This window comes from Phenylobacterium sp. (assembly GCF_030654915.1).
Classification (GTDB): Bacteria; Pseudomonadota; Alphaproteobacteria; order Caulobacterales; family Caulobacteraceae; genus Phenylobacterium.
This window is the reverse complement of sequence record NZ_JAURWM010000094.1, coordinates 1-17,007: the sequence shown is the minus strand read 5'-3', so window position 1 is coordinate 17,007 and position 17,007 is coordinate 1. Positions and strand designations below refer to the sequence as shown.

Here is a 17,007-nt window from a genome sequence, read left to right as displayed (position 1 = left end):
GAACATGCGCTACGCCTGCCTCATCTACTACGATCCCAAGATCCTCTTCGGCGGCGGCCCTGAGGCCAACGCCGCCCTCGCCGAATGCGAGCACCATGACGACAAGCTCAGGGAGACCGGCCACTTCGTGACCGGCGAAGCGCTTGAGATGCCGGACGGCGCCCTCACCGTTCGGGTGCGCGATGGGAAGATGTCGACGGTCGACGGCCCGTTCATGGAAACCAAGGAGATGCTGGGCGGGATCGTCGTGATCGACGCCGCCGATCTCAATGAGGCCGCACGCGTCGCCGCCGGTCATCCGTTGGCGACCATCGGTTCCATCGAGGTCAGGCCCGTCGTGGACTTCAGCCAGCCTCGTCCGGAACTGTGAGCCTGGTCGCCGCACGCGACGCCCTGGAGGGCGCTTACCGCACTGACAAGCGGCGCGTGCTGGCGACCCTGATCCGCCTGCTGGGCGGCTTTGACGCGGCGGAGGAGGCCCTTCATGAAGCCTTCGCCGCCGCCGCGACACAATGGCCGCGTGAGGGTGTTCCGGCCAATCCCCATGCCTGGCTGGTCTCGACCGGGCGCTTCAAGATGATCGACCGCTGGCGGCGGCAGGCGCGGCTCACCGCGGCCCTGCCCGACCTGGTGGCGCTGACGGGCGCCGAGGAGCCGCCAGCCATGCCGCAGCTCATCTCGGACGACGAGCTGCGGCTGATCTTCATCTGCTGCCACCCCTCCCTGCCGCCGGACGCGCGCGCCGCCCTCACCTTGCGGGAGGTCGGCGGGCTGAGCACCGAGGAAATCGCCCGGGCCTATCTGGCCCCCGCCCCGACCATCGCCCAGCGCATCGTCCGAGCGAAGGGCAAGATCCGCGACGAGGCCATCGCCTATGAAATCCCGGGCCGCGCCGACTTGCCCGCGCGGATCGATAGCGTCCTGCAAGTGATCTATCTGATCTTCAACGAGGGCTATGCCGCCACCGAGGGACCCAACCTGATACGAGCGGATCTCTCGACCGAAGCCATTCGGCTCGGCCGGCTGGTGATCGGCCTCCTGCCCGAACCCGAGACGTTCGGCCTACTCGCCCTGATGCTGTTGCACGACGCTCGCCGCACCACGCGCGTCGATGCCGCCGGCGATATCGTTTTGCTGGAGCATCAAGATCGATCGTTGTGGGCCCGCGGACTAGTCGCCGAGGCGCAAGGCCTGATTGACCAGGCCCTAACCTCGCGACGCGCCGGCCCCTACCTCCTGCAGGCGGCCATCGCCGGCCTTCACGCGCAGGCGCCGAGCACCGACGACACCGACTGGGCCCAGATCGTCGCGCTCTACGACGTATTGCATCGCCTGGCCCCATCGCCGGTGGTGGCGCTCAATCGCGCCGCCGCCGTGGGGATGCGTGACGGGCCGGAGGCTGGGCTGGCCGCCATCGAGGCTGTGTTGGAACAAGGCGGCCTTGACGGCTACCATCTGGCGCACGCCGCACGCGCCGACATGCAGCGACGGCTCGGCTTGGCCGACGCGGCGCGGCTTTCCTACCAGCGCGCCCTGAAACTGGCGCGCCAGCCAGCCGAGCGGCGCTTCCTGGAAGCGCGGCTCGCCCAGCTCGCGGCGTTCTAGCCAGCCTTGGCGAAGTAGATCTCGGCCGGCCCGGGGAACTGACGGGCCCGCACGTCGTCCGCGTATCCGGCGACCGCCTTGCTGATCTCCCCGCGCAGGTCGCCGTAGCGACGCACGAATTTCGGCGTCCAATCGAACAAGCCAAGCATGTCGTCGGTCACCAGGATCTGGCCGTCGCAGCCCGCCGAGGCGCCGATCCCGATGGTCGGCACGCTGACCGCTTCGGTGATCTCGCGCGCCAGGCCCTCAGCCACGCCCTCGACCACCATGGCGAAGGCGCCGGCCTCCGCGGTGGCCTTGGCCTCGGCCAGGATCTGGGCGCGTTCGTCGGCGCCCTTGCCCTTGGCCTTGAAGCCGCCATCGACCAACACCGCCTGTGGGCGCAAGCCGACATGGCCCATGACCGGGATACCGCGCTTGACCAGATACTCAATCGTCGCGACGACCGTCTCGCCGCTCTCGACCTTCACCGCCTGGGCGCCGGTTTCCTTCATGATCCGGGCGGCGTTCGCGTAGGCGACCTCTGGCGAGCCCTCGTAGGAGCCGAACGGCATGTCGATCACGACCATGGCTCGGCGAGCGGTGCGCATCACCGCCTGGCCATGCATGATCATCATCTCAAGCGTGACGCCGACCGTGTTTGGCAAGCCATGCACGACCATGCCAACGGAATCGCCGACCAGCAGCAGGTCGCAATGCTCGTCGAGGATCTCCGCCATCGGGGCTGTGTAGGCGGTCAGGCTGACGATCGGGACGCCACCCTTACGCGCGGCGATATCTGGCGCGGTGACGCGCTTCACAGTTTCCTGACGCTGAGCCGACATGGCTAAAACTCCTCGAGAACACGGGTCACGACAAAGCCGATGGCCAACACGGCCATCCCTCCGGCGATCCATACCACGGATGAACCGGCCGGGAGCGCCGACAGCATCTCAAGACGCGGCGCCCATTGCGACATTCCCATCTCGATCAGCCGGGTCGACCCCTTGGAGGCCGTTTCAACCTGTTCGATGAAATTGGACATGATCAGCTGGCTGGCCCCGACCACGCCGCCGACCAAACCCGCCGCCCCGATGATCCCACGTCGAAGCGTCCAGCCGCGGTTCAATTTCTGCTCAACCAACGCGGCGAAAGCCCCTTCACCGGAAAGTGCTGGGGGCTCATTGAAGAGACGTTCGAGACGGCGCTCGAATTCGAGCTCAGCCATTGTCGCGCCTACCTTCCAGTGCGGCGTCAGCGGTCGGCGCCAATCGCGCTCTGAGCTTCTCCACACCACGTTTGACATGGGATTTGACCGTACCAAGCGGCAGATTCAAGGCGTCGGCGGCCTCCGCATGGGAGAGGCCCGCGCCGTAGCACATAGACACGCAGATCCGTTCGGCCGCTCCGAGCGACCTCAACGCCTCGTCCAGATCAATCTGGTCGGCGCGATCACGCGGCGCGGCGACATCGACTTGTTCCTCGGCTTCAAGGGCCAGGCTGGCGAGACGGCGCTCGCGCTGCAGCCGGCGCAGATACTGCCGAGCGGAAATCTTCTTCACCCAGGCGACGAAAGCGCCCTGCCCCCGGAACTCTGAAATTCTCTCGAACGCCACCAGGAAGGCGTCCTGCGCCACATCGTCGGCCTCGGCCGAGGGCGCGCCCATCCGGCGCAGCAGACCGCGCACCGCCGAGCCGTGTCGGCGGACCAGTTCACCAAAAGCCGCACGATCGCCCGCCGCCGCGAGAGCAGCTAGCTCCACGTCGTGAAGATTGGCCAGCCTAGTGTTCTGAGAGCCCGACATCAGGGGCTATTCCCCCACTTTTCCTACCGCTAGCGCCGGCCGCGTTGGACGAACGAAAGCACGATCAAGGCCAGGCCGATGAATCCCGGGAACGCCGCCACGCCGAGCAATGGATAGAGCGCGTCAGGCTCCTCGAAACTCACCGCCGCGCCCAGGGCGACGAAGGCGACCGCCACGCCGAGCCAGATCACGCCGGTGCGCAGATCGCGGTAGGGCGAGGGCTGAGGCTTCACGTCGCTCGTCAGCGCCGCGATGACCTCGGGCGGCAACTCGGCCCCCTTCTCGATCGAAGCGCGCAGGGTGTCCTGCAGCTTCTGGCGCTCAATGCTCTTGAGATACCGCGGCACGATGACGATCGCGGCGATCATGGCGAAGAACGCCAATGGGACGAGTATTTCCATCTACTTCTCCTTTCTCCGTTGGTGGACCTGTTAGCCCCGTTCTGAAAGGAAGAGGCGCCGGCTCATGCGTACAGATGCATCGGGCCGCATGAAATGTTCGTCATGATTAGCCAAGCGCGGCCTGGTAGGCCTCTGGCTTGAAGCCCACCAGCAGCCGGTCGCCCAGATCGAGCACCGGCCGCTTGATCATCGAGGGCTGCGCCAGCATCAAGCCGATGGCCTTCTGCGCGTCGAGCCCCGCCTTATCGGCGTCGGGAAGCTTGCGAAAGGTGGTCCCCGCGCGGTTCAGCACGGTTTCCCAACCGGCCTCGCCGACCCAGCGCTCCAGCCGCGCCCGGTCAATGCCGAGTGTCTTGTAGTCATGAAAGTCATAGGCCACCCCATGCTCGTCGAGCCAGGTCCGGGCCTTCTTCATCGTGTCGCAGGCCTTGATGCCATAGATGGTGATGGTCATGGGTCGAATCCGCTGAAGCAGGGCCAGACCCTTGATCTATCGTCAGCCCCGCGGCTTTCCGAGCCCTAATCGGCCGGCCTTCCCGTCTAGGGCGTAAGCGCCACCCGGCCTTCGATCCGCCCGGCGCGCAAGTCGTCCAACACCTCATTGACCTCGCTCAGCGGCCGGGCGGTGACCGTCGCCGTCACCTTGCCGTCGACGGCGAAAGCGATGGCTTCGGCCAGGTCGCGCCGGGTGCCGACGATCGATCCGCGCACGGTGATACGTTTCAGCACCACGTCGAAGATCGGGGTCGGGAAATCGCCGGGCGGCAGGCCAACCAGGCTTACAGTCCCACGCCTGCGCGCGCAGGCGATGGCTTGCTGGAAGGCCGGCGGGGAAACCGCGGTGACCAGCACGCCGTGCGCGCCGCCCCCGGTCTCGCGCCGAACCGTCTCGACGGCGTCGGGCGAGCGCGCATCGACCGTGAGGTCCGCGCCCAGGCGTCTGGCTAGCGCCAGCTTGTCGTCGGCCACGTCCATCGCCACGACATTCAGGCCCATCGCCTTGGCGTACTGAATCGCGACATGGCCAAGGCCGCCGATGCCGGAGATCACGACCCATTCGCCCGGCCGCGCCTCGGTCTCCTTCAGCCCCTTATAGGTCGTGACCCCAGCGCAGAGGATCGGAGCCATGGCCACGAAATCGGTCCCGGCCGGCAGGTGACCGACGAACGGCGCGCTCGCCAGTACGTACTCGGCATAGGCTCCATTGACGCTGTAACCGGTATTTCGCTGGCGCTCGCACAGCGTCTCCCAGCCGGTCTCGCAATACTCGCAGGCCCGGCAGGCGTCGTAGAGCCAGGGCACGCCCACCGCGTCGCCCTCCTTCACGTCGGTGACCCCGGCCCCCACGGCGACGACATGGCCCACGCCTTCGTGGCCTGGGATCAGCGGGAGGCTCGGCTTGACCGGCCAGTCCCCGTCGATGGCGTGCAGATCGGTGTGGCAGACGCCGCTGGCGACCACCTTGACCAGCACCTCGCCCGGGCCGGGCTCCGGGACGGTCACTTCCTCGATGGTCAGCGGCTGGCCGAACGCCCGCGCTACCGCGGCTTTCATCTGCATGGGGGTCCCCTTTGGGATCAAGGGCCGGCAAAGGCCGCCCCGCGCCTACGAAATCCCGTAGGCGCACTCCCGGTTCCCACCCGCAAAGGGCGTGTTGGCTAAGCTACCCCGCGACGGTCGGGGACGTCAGGGCCTCCAGCGTCGCCTCGACGGTCCGGCGTTCCTGCTCGAGATTGGCCAGGCGCTCATGCAGCCGGCCCACCGCGTAGCTGACGTCCAGGCGGGAGTCGCCCGCATCGGGGCGCGACTGCAGCGCGACGCGGATGTCGTCGATGGCCAGGCCCGCCCGCCGAAGTTCGGCGATGATGCCCAGTTGAGAGACGGCGCGCGGATCATAGCGCCGGCGATTGCCCCGATCGCGCCGGGTCACGATCAGCCCCACCTCCTCGTAGTAGCGCACCGCGCGCGCGGTCAGACCGAACTGCGCGGTGACGCCTTTCAAGCTGACGTCGCTGGCATGCGTCCCCGTCCACATCACGCGAACTCCACCAGCACTTCGTCGGCGGCGACAGAGTCTCCGGCCTTGGCGCCGACGGCTTTGACGACGCCGTCGCGCTCGGCACGGATGATATTCTGCATCTTCATGGCCTCGACCACGGCGACGGCCTGTCCGGCCTGCACCGCCTGTCCCGGAACGACGTCGAGCGTGACGACCAGGCCCGGCATCGGCGAAAGGATCAGCTTGGAGGTGTCGGCCGCCTGCTTGGGCGGCAGCTTCAGGTGCAGCTCGGCCGAGCGCGGGGTCAGCACCAGGACTTTGCGGCTGGCGGCCCGGTGGCGGATCACGAAGCCTTCCGGGGCCGGTTTGACCGCCACGGTGAAGGGCGTCCCGTCCAGCACGCCGCGGAACAGCGGCTGGCCCGGCGCCCAGCGAACCTGGGTCAGGCTGAGCGCACGGCCGTCGTCGAAGGTCACGCTGAAGGCGTCGCCCCCGTTGGCCAACCGAACCCGGCGGTGGTCGAGACCGATGATCACGATCCACTCGTCACGCACCAGCTGCGGGGCCGAGCGAGCGGTGATCTTGCGGTGCATGGCGCAGGCCACCGCCGCCAGCAGGTCGGCCTGGAAGCTGGTCGGCTCGGTCCCGCCGAAGCCGTCAGGGAACTCATCCTTGATGTAGTTGGTCGACAGCACCCCGGAGCGGAACCGCTCCTGGTCCATCACCGCGGCCAGGAACGGGATGTTGTGGCCCGGCCCTTCGATGTGGAAGTCCTCCAGCGCCCGGCCCATGGCGTCGATCGCCGCCAGACGGTCCGGCGCCCAAGTCGAGAGCTTGGAGATCATCGGATCGTAGAACATCGAGATCTCGTCGCCCTCGCGCACCCCGGCGTCATTGCGCACGATGACCTCGCCCACCTGGCCCTCGGCCGGCGGCAGGTAGCGCGACAGCCGCCCGATCGAGGGCAGGAAGCCGCGATAGGGGTCCTCCGCGTAGATCCGGCTCTCGATCGCCCAGCCCTTGATCGCCAGATCGCCCTGGCTGAACGACAAAGGTTCGCCCGCGGCGGAGCGGATCATCTGCTCGACCAGATCGACGCCGGTGATCAGCTCGGTGACCGGGTGCTCGACCTGAAGCCGGGTGTTCATCTCCAGGAAGTAGAAGCTCTTGTCCTGGCCGGCGACGAACTCGACGGTGCCGGCGCTGTCGTAGTTGACCGCTTTGGCCAGGGCCACGGCCTGGGCGCCCATCGCCGCGCGTGTCGCTTCGTCCAGCAGCGGGCTCGGGGCTTCCTCGATAACCTTCTGGTTGCGGCGCTGGATCGAGCACTCGCGCTCGAACAGGTGCACCACGTGGCCGTGCTTGTCGCCCAGCACCTGGATCTCGATGTGCCGCGGGCTCTCGATGAATTTCTCGATGAAGATCCGGTCGTCGCCGAAACTGGCCTTGGCCTCGGCCCGCACCGCCGGGAAGCCCTCCTCGACGTCCTGCGGCTTCCAGGCCACCCGGATGCCCTTGCCTCCGCCCCCAGCCGAGGCCTTGATCATCACCGGATAGCCGATCTCACCGGCGATCTTCAGCGCATGGGCGGTGTCGTCGATCTCGCCGACATGGCCTGGCACCACCGAGACGTTGGCCCGAGCCGCGAATTTCTTGCTCTCGATCTTGTCGCCCATCGCCTCAATGGCCAACGGATTGGGACCGATGAACACGATCCCCTCCTCGGCCAGCCGCCGCGCGAAGCCGGCGTTCTCGCTCAGGAACCCGAACCCGGGGTGCACCGCCTGCGCCCCGGTCTCGCGGCAGGCGGCGACGATCTTGTCGGCCACCAGATAGCTCTCGGACGCCGGAGCCCCGCCGATGAACACCGCCTCGTCGGCCAGCTCCACCGCCATCGAGTCCGCATCGGCCTCCGAATAAACCACCACCGTGGCGATCCCCATCCGGCGACAGGTCTTGATGATCCGCACGGCGATCTCGCCACGGTTCGCAATCAGAATCTTGGAGAACATTTGCGCGCTCACAGCGGAATATTGTCGTGTTTTTTCCAGGGATTGGCGAGTTGCTTGCCGCGCAGGTTCTTGAGCGCCCTGGAGATCCTGCGCCGGGTCGAATGGGGCATGATGACGTCGTCGATATAGCCCCTGGAGGCGGCGACGAAGGGGTTGGCGAAGCGGGCCTTGTAGTCGGCCTCGCGCTCGGCGATGGCCTCGTCGCTTTCATTGCGGAAGATGATCTCGACCGCGCCCTTGGAGCCCATCACCGCGATCTCGGCGGTCGGCCAGGCGTAGTTGACGTCGCCGCGCAGGTGCTTGGAGCTCATGACGTCATAGGCACCGCCATAGGCCTTGCGGGTGATCAGCGTCACCTTCGGCACCGTGGCCTCGGCGTAGGCGAAGAGCAGCTTGGCGCCGTGACGGATCAGCCCGCCCTGCTCCTGCTTGGTGCCCGGCATGAAGCCCGGCACGTCGACGAACGTCACCAGCGGGATCTCGAAGGCGTCGCAGAACCGCACGAACCGCGCGGCCTTTCGGCTGGAGTCGATGTCCAGAACCCCGGCCAGCACCTGCGGTTGGTTGGCGACGATCCCGACTGTAGCCCCGTCGATGCGGCCAAAGCCGCAGATGATGTTCTTGGCGAACTCGGCCGAGATCTCGAAGAAGTCGGCCTCGTCGACGACCTTCAGGATCAACTCCTTCATGTCGTAGGGCTTGTTGGGATTGGCCGGGATCAGGGTGTCGAGCGAGGCTTCCAGCCGCTCGCTGGGATCGTAGCTCTCGCGCACCGGCGCGCCTTCGCGGTTGCTCAGGGGCAGGAAGTCGACCAGCCGGCGGATCTGGGTCAGGGCCTCCAGGTCGTTCTCGAACGCCCCGTCGGCCACGCCCGACTTCATCGCATGCACCCGATAGCCGCCGAGTTCCTCGTGAGTGACCTCCTCGTGGGTGACGGTCTTCACTACGTCCGGACCGGTCACGTACATGTACGAGGTGTCCTTCACCATGAAGATGAAGTCGGTGATCGCCGGGGAATAGACGTCCCCGCCAGCGCACGGTCCCATGATCACGCTAATCTGCGGGATCACCCCGGAAGCCAGGGTGTTCTGCAGGAAGATGTCGGCATAGCCCGCCAGACCGTCCACCCCCTCCTGGATCCGCGCGCCGCCGGCGTCGAACAAGCCGATGATCGGCGCCCCGACCTTCAGGGCCTGCTCCTGCACCTTGATGATCTTGCGGGCGTGAGCGTTCGACAGCGACCCTCCGAAGACCGTGAAATCCTTTGAGAACACGAACACCAGCCGGCCGTTGATATGGCCCCAGCCGGTCACCACCCCGTCGCCCGGCACCTTCTGATCGGCCATCCCGAAATCGGTCGCCCGGTGCTCGACGAACATGTCGAACTCCTCGAACGAACCCTCGTCCAGCAGCAGGTCCAGCCGCTCGCGCGCCGTCAGCTTGCCCTTGGCGTGCTGGCTCGCGATCCGACGCTCGCCTCCGCCCATACGGGCCTGACCCCGACGCTTCTCCAGTTCTTCAAGGATGTGCTTCATGGGCCCTTTGGTGAAACTGTGGCGGTTGAGCGCCGGCCAACTCCGACGCGGATCGTGCAGAAATCAGAGATTTGCGGTGCGATTCAACCAAGATCGTGCATAAGCTTTACGCCTGCCACCCTCAGTTTTGCAAAGTTGCGAAATGCGCCAGAAAGTCTTCGTCGGCCCTCGGGTCCGCGCGTTGCGCGAAGCTCGCGGCTGGAAGCTGGAGGCCTGCGCGACGCGGCTGGGAATCTCGGTCAGCTACCTCTCGCAGATCGAGGCCAACCAACGCCCGGTCAGCTCCCGCGTCCTGATCGCCTTGGTCGAGACCTTTGGAGTCGCCGCCGAGACCCTGGACGCCGACAACGACCAGCGGCTGCTGGCCGATTTGCGCGAGGCCGTGGCCGAGGCCTCGGCCGGCGCTCCGCCGATCCCGCTCTCCGAACTGCGCCAGGTGGCCCAGCAATCGCCGAGTTTCGCCCACCGGTACCTGCAACTGCATCACGCCCATCGCCGCATGGACGAGCGCCTGAAGCTGACCGAAGAAGCCATCGCCCTCGACGAGGCGGTCGCCGCCAGCGCCCTGCTGCCTTACGAAGAGGTGCGGGACTACTTCCACTACTGCGACAACTATGTGCACGCCCTAGACATGGCCGCCGAGGCGCTGGCGCCAAGCTGTATCGGTCAGGATGGCGAGAGCCTCGAACGCGCCCTGGAGGCCTATCTCCAACGGTCCCTCGGCGTCACGGTCGAGCGCCGCTTCGCCGGCGATCTGCTCCGCCGCCTCGATCCGGCCACCCGCGTCCTGACCCTGAACGCCGCGCAGCCGGTCGAGAGCCGCTGCTTTCAGATGGCCTACCAGATCGTCGCCGAGGACCTGGGCGCGATCATTGAAACCGAGCTGGCCGCCGCGGGCCTGCGCAGTCCGGCCGCGCAAGCCATCGGGCGGATCAGTCTGACTAACTACGCGGCCGGCGCCCTGCTGCTGCCCTATGAAGCCTTCCGGGCTCAGGCGATGGCCACGCGCCACGACATCGACCGCCTGGCGCTGCAGTTCCAGGCCAGCTTCGAGCAGACCTGCCACCGGCTCAGCACCCTGCAAAGGCCCGGATCGCGCGGGGTGCCGTTCTACTTCCTGCGGGTCGACCGGGCCGGAAACATCACCAAACGCCACAGCGCCACCCGCTTCCAGTTCGCCCGGTTCGGCGGAACCTGCCCGCTGTGGAACATACACGAAGCGCTCGGCGGGGCGGGCCAAACGCTGATCCAGCTGGCGGAAATGCCCGATGGCGAACGCTACCTGTGCCTGGCCTGGGGCATCGAGAAGCGGTCAGGCTCGCACCTGGAGCCCGGGCGTCGCTACGCGCTTGGCCTGGGTTGCGACGTGCAGCATGCCAGCGCCCTGGTCTATGCCGACGGCCTGGACCTGAAGGCCAAGGCCACGCCCATCGGCGTGAGTTGCCGGATCTGCGAGCGTGACGCCTGCAGACAGCGGGCCTTCCCCCCCATCGATCGGGTCCTCACCGTCCCGGGAGCCGAGCGCTCCATCGTTCCGTTCACCCTCACGCCGCTCCAAACTCGCGCCTGATCGCCGCCTCATTCACGCCTGGATTGTTGACTTCCGATCTGGGCCGCGACCAACATGCGTAAGTAGTGCCCCGGGATAGCTCTCGCCTTACGAGCCGTTTCGAGGACAGTGGTTGTCGCGAGGGTGGCGCATGAGGCCGGGGCGAACCGCGGACGGGAACGCTAACCTGGGGCGCACGCCCTGCACGTGCGGCACGCCCGAATCCGCCCCTCGGTTTTCCGACGCCGTGACGCCCAGCTTCATCAGGGGCGCACTGCTTTGAGCAACATCTCAATCATGGCGGCGATCATCGCCGTCGCGGTCGTCCTCTTCGTCTGGAACAAGCTTCCCGTCGTCGTTGTCGCCATGGGCACAGCCCTGGCGCTCTATGCGAGCGGCATCCTGTCGCTGGAAGACACCCTTAGCGGGCTCGGCGACCCCGCCGTCATCTTTATCGCCACCCTATTCATCGTCAGCGCCGGGCTTGAGGCCACGGGCCTGACGACCTGGGCAGGCCAGATGTTGATCGCCCAGGCTGGCGAGGAAAGCCGCACGCGGTTGCTGGTCCTGACCTCGCTGCTGGTGTCGTTTCTTGCGGCCTTGATCAGCGTGAACGGCGCGGTGGCGGCGCTGCTGCCGGTGGTGGTGGTCATGGCCATGCGCCTCAAGCGACCGCCGTCACAACTGCTGATGCCGCTGGTCTTCTCGGCTCATGCCGGCTCGCTGCTCGCCCTGACAGGTTCGCCGGTCAACGTCCTGATCTCCAACGCGGCCGACGACGCCGGACTTGGCCGCTTCGGCTTTTTCGAGTTCGCGCTCGTGGGCGTGCCCCTTTTGCTCGGCACGATCGCGATTATCGTACTCTTCGGCGAAAAACTGCTGCCCCACACCGTCAGCCGCAAGATCCCGGCCGATCTCAGCAGCCACGCTCAAACGCTCGTCGAACAGTACGGTCTCAGCAGCGACGCCTTTCAGATGCGCGTGCGCGCCAGCTCGCCCTATGCCGGCGCGCCGCTGACGTCAGTGGACCTCAGCGAATTTCCCGAACTGCAGCTCATCGCCATCAAGCAAGACGACGGCAGCCCCCCGCGCGGCCCCAGCATCGCCGCGGGCGACTTCTTTATCCTTCGGGGCAAGCCTGACGCGGCGGTCGCCTTCGCCGCCCAGAACCACCTCGCCTTCCGCGAACAGAACGCCGCGGCGGAGTTGCAGGACACCCTGTTCAACCGGAACTCCGGCCTGGCCGAGGTGATCATCCCGCCCCGCTCCGGCATGATCGGCACGTCGGTGTTTCCGGGCATGATCACCGAGAGCGGCGACCTGATCGTCCTGGCCGTTCAGCGTCGTGGCACCGACCTGGTCCCGAACGAAACCATTCTCGAGGCCGGGGACACCCTGCTGCTGCAGGGCACCTGGAAGGCGCTGGACCTCAACCTCAACGACCCAGACGTCCTGATGGTCAACTCGCCCGAAGCCGTTCGCCGGCAGGCCGTGCCGCTGAGCGCCGGCGCCAAGCAGACGGTCGTGATCCTTCTGGCGATGGTGGTCATGCTGGCGACCGGCATAGTGCCCCCGGTCATCGCCGGGCTCTTGGCGGCCGGCGCCATGATCCTGACCGGGGTCCTGACGGTGGAGCAGTCGTTCCGGTCGATTAACTGGACGACCGTGATCCTGGTCGGCGCGATGATGCCGCTCTCGACCGCCATGTACGAGACCGGGGCCGCGGCCTTGCTCGCTGACGGGCTGGTCAGCATGGTCGGAGACTCCGCCCCCATCTTCCTGCTGGCGGGGCTCTTCATCCTGACGGCGGTCCTTGGCCAGTTGATCAGCAACACGGCCACCGCCTTGATCGTGATCCCGATCGCGTTGGCGGCGGCCCAGGGCATGGGCATCTCACCCCGGCCGGTGCTGATGAGCGTCGGGGTCGCCGCGGCCGCGGCCTTCCTGACCCCGATCGCCACCCCGACCAATCTCATGGTCATGGCGCCCGGCGGCTACAAATTCAGCGACTACTGGAAGCTCGGTCTGCCGCTGCTGATCTGGTTCTTCATCATCGCCATCTTCTACGTGCCGCTGATCTGGAGGTTCTGATGGGAATCCCATCGACGACGCCCCAGCACGTTCCTCGTTTCAACAAGTATTAGTTTTACATCTCAAGTCACTAGGCGTTCATATTACAGACAGCGTCAGCGGTTTTTCCGCCTGACACAGGTTGTCGGCCGAGCAGAATTCTGAAGGATGAGACTCGTGAACCAACCGGCTATCGCGCCAAGGTCAACGACACAACGCTTTCTCGACACCATTGAGAAGGTAGGAAACAGGGTTCCCCACCCTGCGGTCATCTTCCTGATCCTGATCGCGATCGTCATCGCCCTATCGCACATATTGTACTTGATGGGCGCGAGCGTGACCTATCAGGTCATCAACCCCGAGACACATGAGGTCGAGAACGCGGCGGCGATGGCCAGGAGCCTGCTGACCTCGGACGGCATCCGCTTCATGTTCACGGGCGTCGTCCAGAACTTCATGAATTTCAACGCGGTGGGTGTCATCATCGTCGCCATGGTCGGCGTCGGGGTCGCGGAGTCCGCGGGCCTGATCAAGGCCCTGATCCGGCAACTGGTCATCGTCGCCCCCCGCAAGGCCCTTACCTATATCTTGGTGTTCGTCGGCATCCTGTCGAGCATCGCGGCTGACGCGGGGTACCTGGTCCTCATTCCCCTGGCCGCGGCGGCCTTCATGAGCGTCGGCAGGCACCCGCTCGCGGGCCTCGCGGCCGCCTTCGCCGCGGTCGCCGGCGCGTTCGGCGTGAACATCCTGATCGTTCCCCTCGACGGCATCCTGACCGAGATCACCAACGACGCCATCCACCTGATGAACCCGGCCATCTCGATCGGCCTGGCGGCCAACATCTGGTTCTCGATCGCCTCGGTCGTCCTGCTGACCGTCGTCGTCGCCATCGTCACCGAGAAGGTGGTCGAGCCCCGGCTTGGGCACTGGGGCGAGGTCGATGAAGAAGTCGCCAGCGCGACCCTGGCGCCGGAAGAAAAGCGCGGCCTAAAGTTCGCGACCTTCGCCCTGATCGCGGTCGGCATCTTCCTGGCCCTGCTAACCGTGCCGTCAGGCGCCCCGCTGCGGGACCCGGTGACCGACGCCCTGGTCGGCAACTCCCCGTTCATGAACAGCCTGATCGTGGTGATCGCCCTGGTCTTCATGGCCATGGGGGTCGGCTACGGCTACGGTGCCAAGACGATGACCGGCGTCAACGACGTCATCGACGCCATGACCCAGGCCATCGCCAGCCTGGCGGGCCTGATCTTCCTCCTGCTGATCATCAGCCAGTTCCTGGCCTATTTCGAGTACACCAACATGGCCACCCTGGCCGCGGTGTCCCTCGCCGACATCCTCACCCAGGCCGACGTCGATGCGCTCTGGCTGCTGATCGGCTTCGTCGTGGTGGTGATGATCCTCGACCTGATCATCACCGGGGCGATCCCGAAGTGGGCGATCTTCGCGCCGATCTTCGTGCCGCTGCTGATGAAGCTCAACATGTCGCCCGAAGCCGTGCTGGCCGCCTACCGAGTCGGCGACTCGCCGATGAACGCGGTGACCCCGCTCAACGCCTACTTCGCGATGATCGTCGTCTTCGCCCAGCGCTATCAGAAGGAGGCCGGGGTCGGCACCATCATCGCGCTGATGCTGCCCTATGTCGTGGCCATCGCCTTGACCTGGACCCTCCTGCTCGCCGGCTGGCAGATCCTGGGCCTGCCGTGGGGCGTGAACTGATCCCCGCAAGACAGGTATTCAACACCTCTTCCACCGGAGAAACCGATGAACATCACCTTGGTGAGCGGATCGCCCGAAACGATTCAAACCGGCACGCTGGTGATCGGCGTCTTCGCCGACGGCGCGCTCCCTCCGGCCGCCAAACTGCTTGATGGCGCCCTAGGCGGCCGGCTCGCATCCCTCATCAAGCTCGGTGAAATCGGCCAGGAGGCCGGCGCGCCCCTGGTTCTTCACGGACCGCCCGGCATCGCCGCCGAACGGCTGCTGATCGTGAGCCTGGGCAAGAACCAAGCCCTGTCCGAGAAGGCGTTCCGGGACGCTCTGGCCGGCGCGGCGAAAGTCCTGGCCGCCAGCGTCGCGACGCAGGCCTGCGTCGTCCTCTCAGACCTGGCCCCCGCGGGCCGCTCGGCGGAATGGCGCCTGCGTCACGCCACCCGCATCCTCGCCGACGGGGCCTATCGCTTCGATGCGCCCGGCAAGCGGCGCGATGCGCCCAGGCCGCCTGGCGCTGACGAGATCGGTTTGCTGATCGACGCGCCGACTAGCGAAGACCTTAAAACCGCCATCCGCGAAGGCACGGCTATCGCCGAGGGCATGGCGCTCGCTAAGGATCTGGGGAACCTCCCCCCTAACGTCTGCAATCCGGGCTATCTGGCCGAGACCGGCCAGGCGCTAGGCAAGGAGTTCGGCTTCGAGGTCGACATCCTCGAGCGCGCCGATCTTGAAAAGCTCGGAATGTGGTCGCTGCTGGCGGTGGGCCGCGCGTCCTACTCCCCATGCAAGCTGGTGGTGATGCACTATCGCGGCGGCCCGGCTGGCGCCAAGCCCGTCGTGCTGGTTGGCAAGGGCGTCACATTCGACACGGGCGGCGTCTCGCTGAAGCCCGCCGCCCTGCTCGACGAGATGAAGTACGACATGAGCGGCGCTGGCAGCGTGTTCGGTGTCATCAAGACCATCGCCCGCCTCGGCCTGCCCATCAACGTCACCGGCATCGTGCCGGCGGTGGAGAACATGCCAGGCGGCAACGCCGCGCGTCCGGGCGATGTCGTCACTTCGATGTCGGGTCAGACGATCGAAATCCTCAACACCGACGCCGAGGGCCGCCTGATCCTCTGCGACGCTCTGACCTACGCCGAGCGTTTCGACCCGGCCTGCGTCGTGGACATCGCAACCTTGACCGGCGCCTGCGTCGTCGCCCTGGGCAGCCATGCCAGCGGCCTGTTCGCCAACGACGAGCCGTTGGCGGCCGAACTACTGAAGAGCGGCGGCGACTCCGGCGACCGCGCCTGGCAGCTCCCGCTGTGGGACGACTATCAGGTGCAGTTGAAGAGCAACTTCGCCGATATGAGCAATCTGGGCGGTCCCGCTGCGGGATCGGTCACGGCGGCCTGCTTCCTCGCGCGCTACACCAAGGCGTACAAATGGGCCCACCTGGATGTCGCCGGCACCGCCTCGACCTCCGGCGACGCCAAGGGCTCGACGGGCCGGCCCGTGCCGCTGCTTTCGGAGTTCCTGCTGGCCCGCTCGCGCGCCGCCTAGGACGAAGAAAATACCTCGCGGCGAGGTCTCAATGCGTCACCTTCTCGCCTGCCCGGCGCGCCGCAGGCGAGAAAGAGATGTGCACCATCTGGCTCTTTGCGACGTTCCGCCCTATCGCCGCCACCTTACGCTCTATGGTCCCCTTCGGTCCGCGACGTGGGCGGTGTTTAAGTGAATGGCATGAACGACTTCATTGATCTGACCGGAGCCTCCGGCGCGACCTACCGTTTCCGCCGCCGAGCCGTGGCTGGCGACCATCTCCCGATCGCGGGCAATTTCGCGTTGGTCACCATCGAAGATGGGAAGGTAACCGTTAGCACGCTTGGGAAATCCAACGATCTGTCGCGGCTGATGGCTCCGACCGAGCCGCCGGAAGCCCAGGTCTACACCCGCCTCAACGTCGCGCGTGCGATCCGCACGGCCGAACACGATGACCTGGCCGCCGCCTATCCGTCTGCGCAGGTTATCGAGCACTAACCCGCCGCCGGACGGCTACCAGGTGATTCGCAGGTTGGCCGTGGAGGCGTGAACCGCGCCGGTGTCGCTAAGCTAGGTCGAGCAAGGCGCCGTCAATCGTGGCGCGTGTATTTTTTCGGCTATGGCGTGCGGGGCCGATTTGCTTTCCAAGCGTGGTGAGCCGCGCACCATCGACCGCGTCAGGGATGATCGCGAAGAACACGACTTGCCGAGCCGCCCTCGGAGGCCAGGGGACATCGAGGCGCAGCTGCTCGGTCATGCTCAACGCGCTCCACACATCCCCGAACAAAGAGAGAACAAGGAGGTCTGAGACGGAAGCG

At 66.4% G+C, this 17,007-nt stretch carries 17 protein-coding genes; 7 read left to right on the top strand and 10 right to left on the bottom strand.

Annotation, left to right across the window (positions count from 1 at the left end; translation table 11 throughout):
- The first annotated feature begins 4 nt into the window (after window positions 1-4).
- Complete coding sequence (locus tag Q7T84_RS04635) at window positions 5-370, top strand: YciI family protein (RefSeq protein ID WP_304806537.1); 366 nt, start codon at window positions 5-7, stop codon at window positions 368-370.
- Window positions 367-1,605, top strand: a complete 1,239-nt coding sequence (locus Q7T84_RS04630; RefSeq protein ID WP_304806536.1) for an RNA polymerase sigma factor — start codon at window positions 367-369, stop codon at window positions 1,603-1,605. The genes Q7T84_RS04635 and Q7T84_RS04630 overlap by 4 nt, the downstream gene beginning before the upstream one ends.
- Here Q7T84_RS04630 and panB read toward each other — a convergent pair.
- The 9 genes from panB to Q7T84_RS04585 form a co-directional block, all read right to left on the bottom strand.
- Window positions 1,602-2,429, bottom strand: a complete 828-nt coding sequence (gene panB / locus Q7T84_RS04625; RefSeq protein WP_304806535.1) for a 3-methyl-2-oxobutanoate hydroxymethyltransferase — start codon at window positions 2,427-2,429, stop codon at window positions 1,602-1,604. The two genes, Q7T84_RS04630 and panB, sit on opposite strands and share 4 nt — an antisense overlap.
- Before the next feature lie 2 nt (window positions 2,430-2,431).
- Entirely contained in the window at window positions 2,432-2,812 is a 381-nt protein-coding gene (locus Q7T84_RS04620; RefSeq protein WP_304806534.1) for a hypothetical protein, read from the bottom strand.
- The gene (locus Q7T84_RS04615) at window positions 2,805-3,389 is read right to left on the bottom strand and encodes an RNA polymerase sigma factor (protein WP_304806532.1); all 585 of its coding nucleotides are present in this window, start codon (window positions 3,387-3,389) and stop codon (window positions 2,805-2,807) included. The genes Q7T84_RS04620 and Q7T84_RS04615 overlap by 8 nt, the downstream gene beginning before the upstream one ends.
- A gap of 29 nt (window positions 3,390-3,418) precedes the next feature.
- Window positions 3,419-3,790, bottom strand: coding sequence for a DUF6249 domain-containing protein (locus tag Q7T84_RS04610; protein ID WP_304806531.1), 372 nt, complete (start codon window positions 3,788-3,790; stop codon window positions 3,419-3,421).
- A 106-nt stretch (window positions 3,791-3,896) separates the two neighbouring features.
- Window positions 3,897-4,244 carry an ArsC family reductase gene (locus Q7T84_RS04605; protein ID WP_304806530.1) on the bottom strand — a complete coding sequence of 116 codons (348 nt, stop codon included), beginning with the start codon at window positions 4,242-4,244 and terminating at the stop codon, window positions 3,897-3,899.
- 86 nt (window positions 4,245-4,330) lie between these two features.
- On the bottom strand, window positions 4,331-5,344 hold the full coding sequence (gene adhP / locus Q7T84_RS04600; protein WP_304806555.1) for an alcohol dehydrogenase AdhP: 1,014 nt from the start codon (window positions 5,342-5,344) through the stop codon (window positions 4,331-4,333).
- A 109-nt stretch (window positions 5,345-5,453) separates the two neighbouring features.
- On the bottom strand, window positions 5,454-5,825 hold the full coding sequence (locus Q7T84_RS04595; RefSeq protein WP_304806529.1) for a MerR family transcriptional regulator: 372 nt from the start codon (window positions 5,823-5,825) through the stop codon (window positions 5,454-5,456).
- Window positions 5,825-7,801 (bottom strand): acetyl/propionyl/methylcrotonyl-CoA carboxylase subunit alpha, encoded by a 1,977-nt coding sequence (locus Q7T84_RS04590; RefSeq protein WP_304806528.1) that lies wholly within the window; start codon window positions 7,799-7,801, stop codon window positions 5,825-5,827. The genes Q7T84_RS04595 and Q7T84_RS04590 overlap by 1 nt, the downstream gene beginning before the upstream one ends.
- 8 nt (window positions 7,802-7,809) lie before the next feature.
- Window positions 7,810-9,336, bottom strand: a complete 1,527-nt coding sequence (locus tag Q7T84_RS04585; protein WP_304806527.1) for an acyl-CoA carboxylase subunit beta — start codon at window positions 9,334-9,336, stop codon at window positions 7,810-7,812.
- Between the two features lie 142 nt (window positions 9,337-9,478).
- Between Q7T84_RS04585 and Q7T84_RS04580 the strand changes: the two genes are divergently transcribed.
- The 5 genes from Q7T84_RS04580 (at window position 9,479) to Q7T84_RS04560 (ending at window position 16,687) form a co-directional block, all read left to right on the top strand.
- A complete protein-coding gene (locus Q7T84_RS04580; protein WP_304806526.1) occupies window positions 9,479-10,906 on the top strand; it encodes a short-chain fatty acyl-CoA regulator family protein in 1,428 nt (475 codons plus the stop codon).
- A 258-nt stretch (window positions 10,907-11,164) separates the two neighbouring features.
- Complete coding sequence (locus tag Q7T84_RS04575) at window positions 11,165-12,976, top strand: SLC13 family permease (RefSeq protein WP_304806524.1); 1,812 nt, start codon at window positions 11,165-11,167, stop codon at window positions 12,974-12,976.
- Between the two features lie 156 nt (window positions 12,977-13,132).
- A complete protein-coding gene (locus Q7T84_RS04570) occupies window positions 13,133-14,671 on the top strand; it encodes an AbgT family transporter (protein WP_304806523.1) in 1,539 nt (512 codons plus the stop codon).
- 45 nt (window positions 14,672-14,716) lie between these two features.
- Window positions 14,717-16,210, top strand: coding sequence for a leucyl aminopeptidase (locus Q7T84_RS04565; protein ID WP_304806522.1), 1,494 nt, complete (start codon window positions 14,717-14,719; stop codon window positions 16,208-16,210).
- Window positions 16,211-16,390: 180 nt separating this feature from the next.
- Window positions 16,391-16,687, top strand: a complete 297-nt coding sequence (locus Q7T84_RS04560) for a hypothetical protein (RefSeq protein WP_304806521.1) — start codon at window positions 16,391-16,393, stop codon at window positions 16,685-16,687.
- A gap of 67 nt (window positions 16,688-16,754) precedes the next feature.
- Here the strand turns inward: Q7T84_RS04560 and Q7T84_RS04555 are convergent.
- On the bottom strand, window positions 16,755-17,007 hold a 253-nt coding region (locus Q7T84_RS04555; protein ID WP_304806520.1), incomplete at its 5' end, for a hypothetical protein.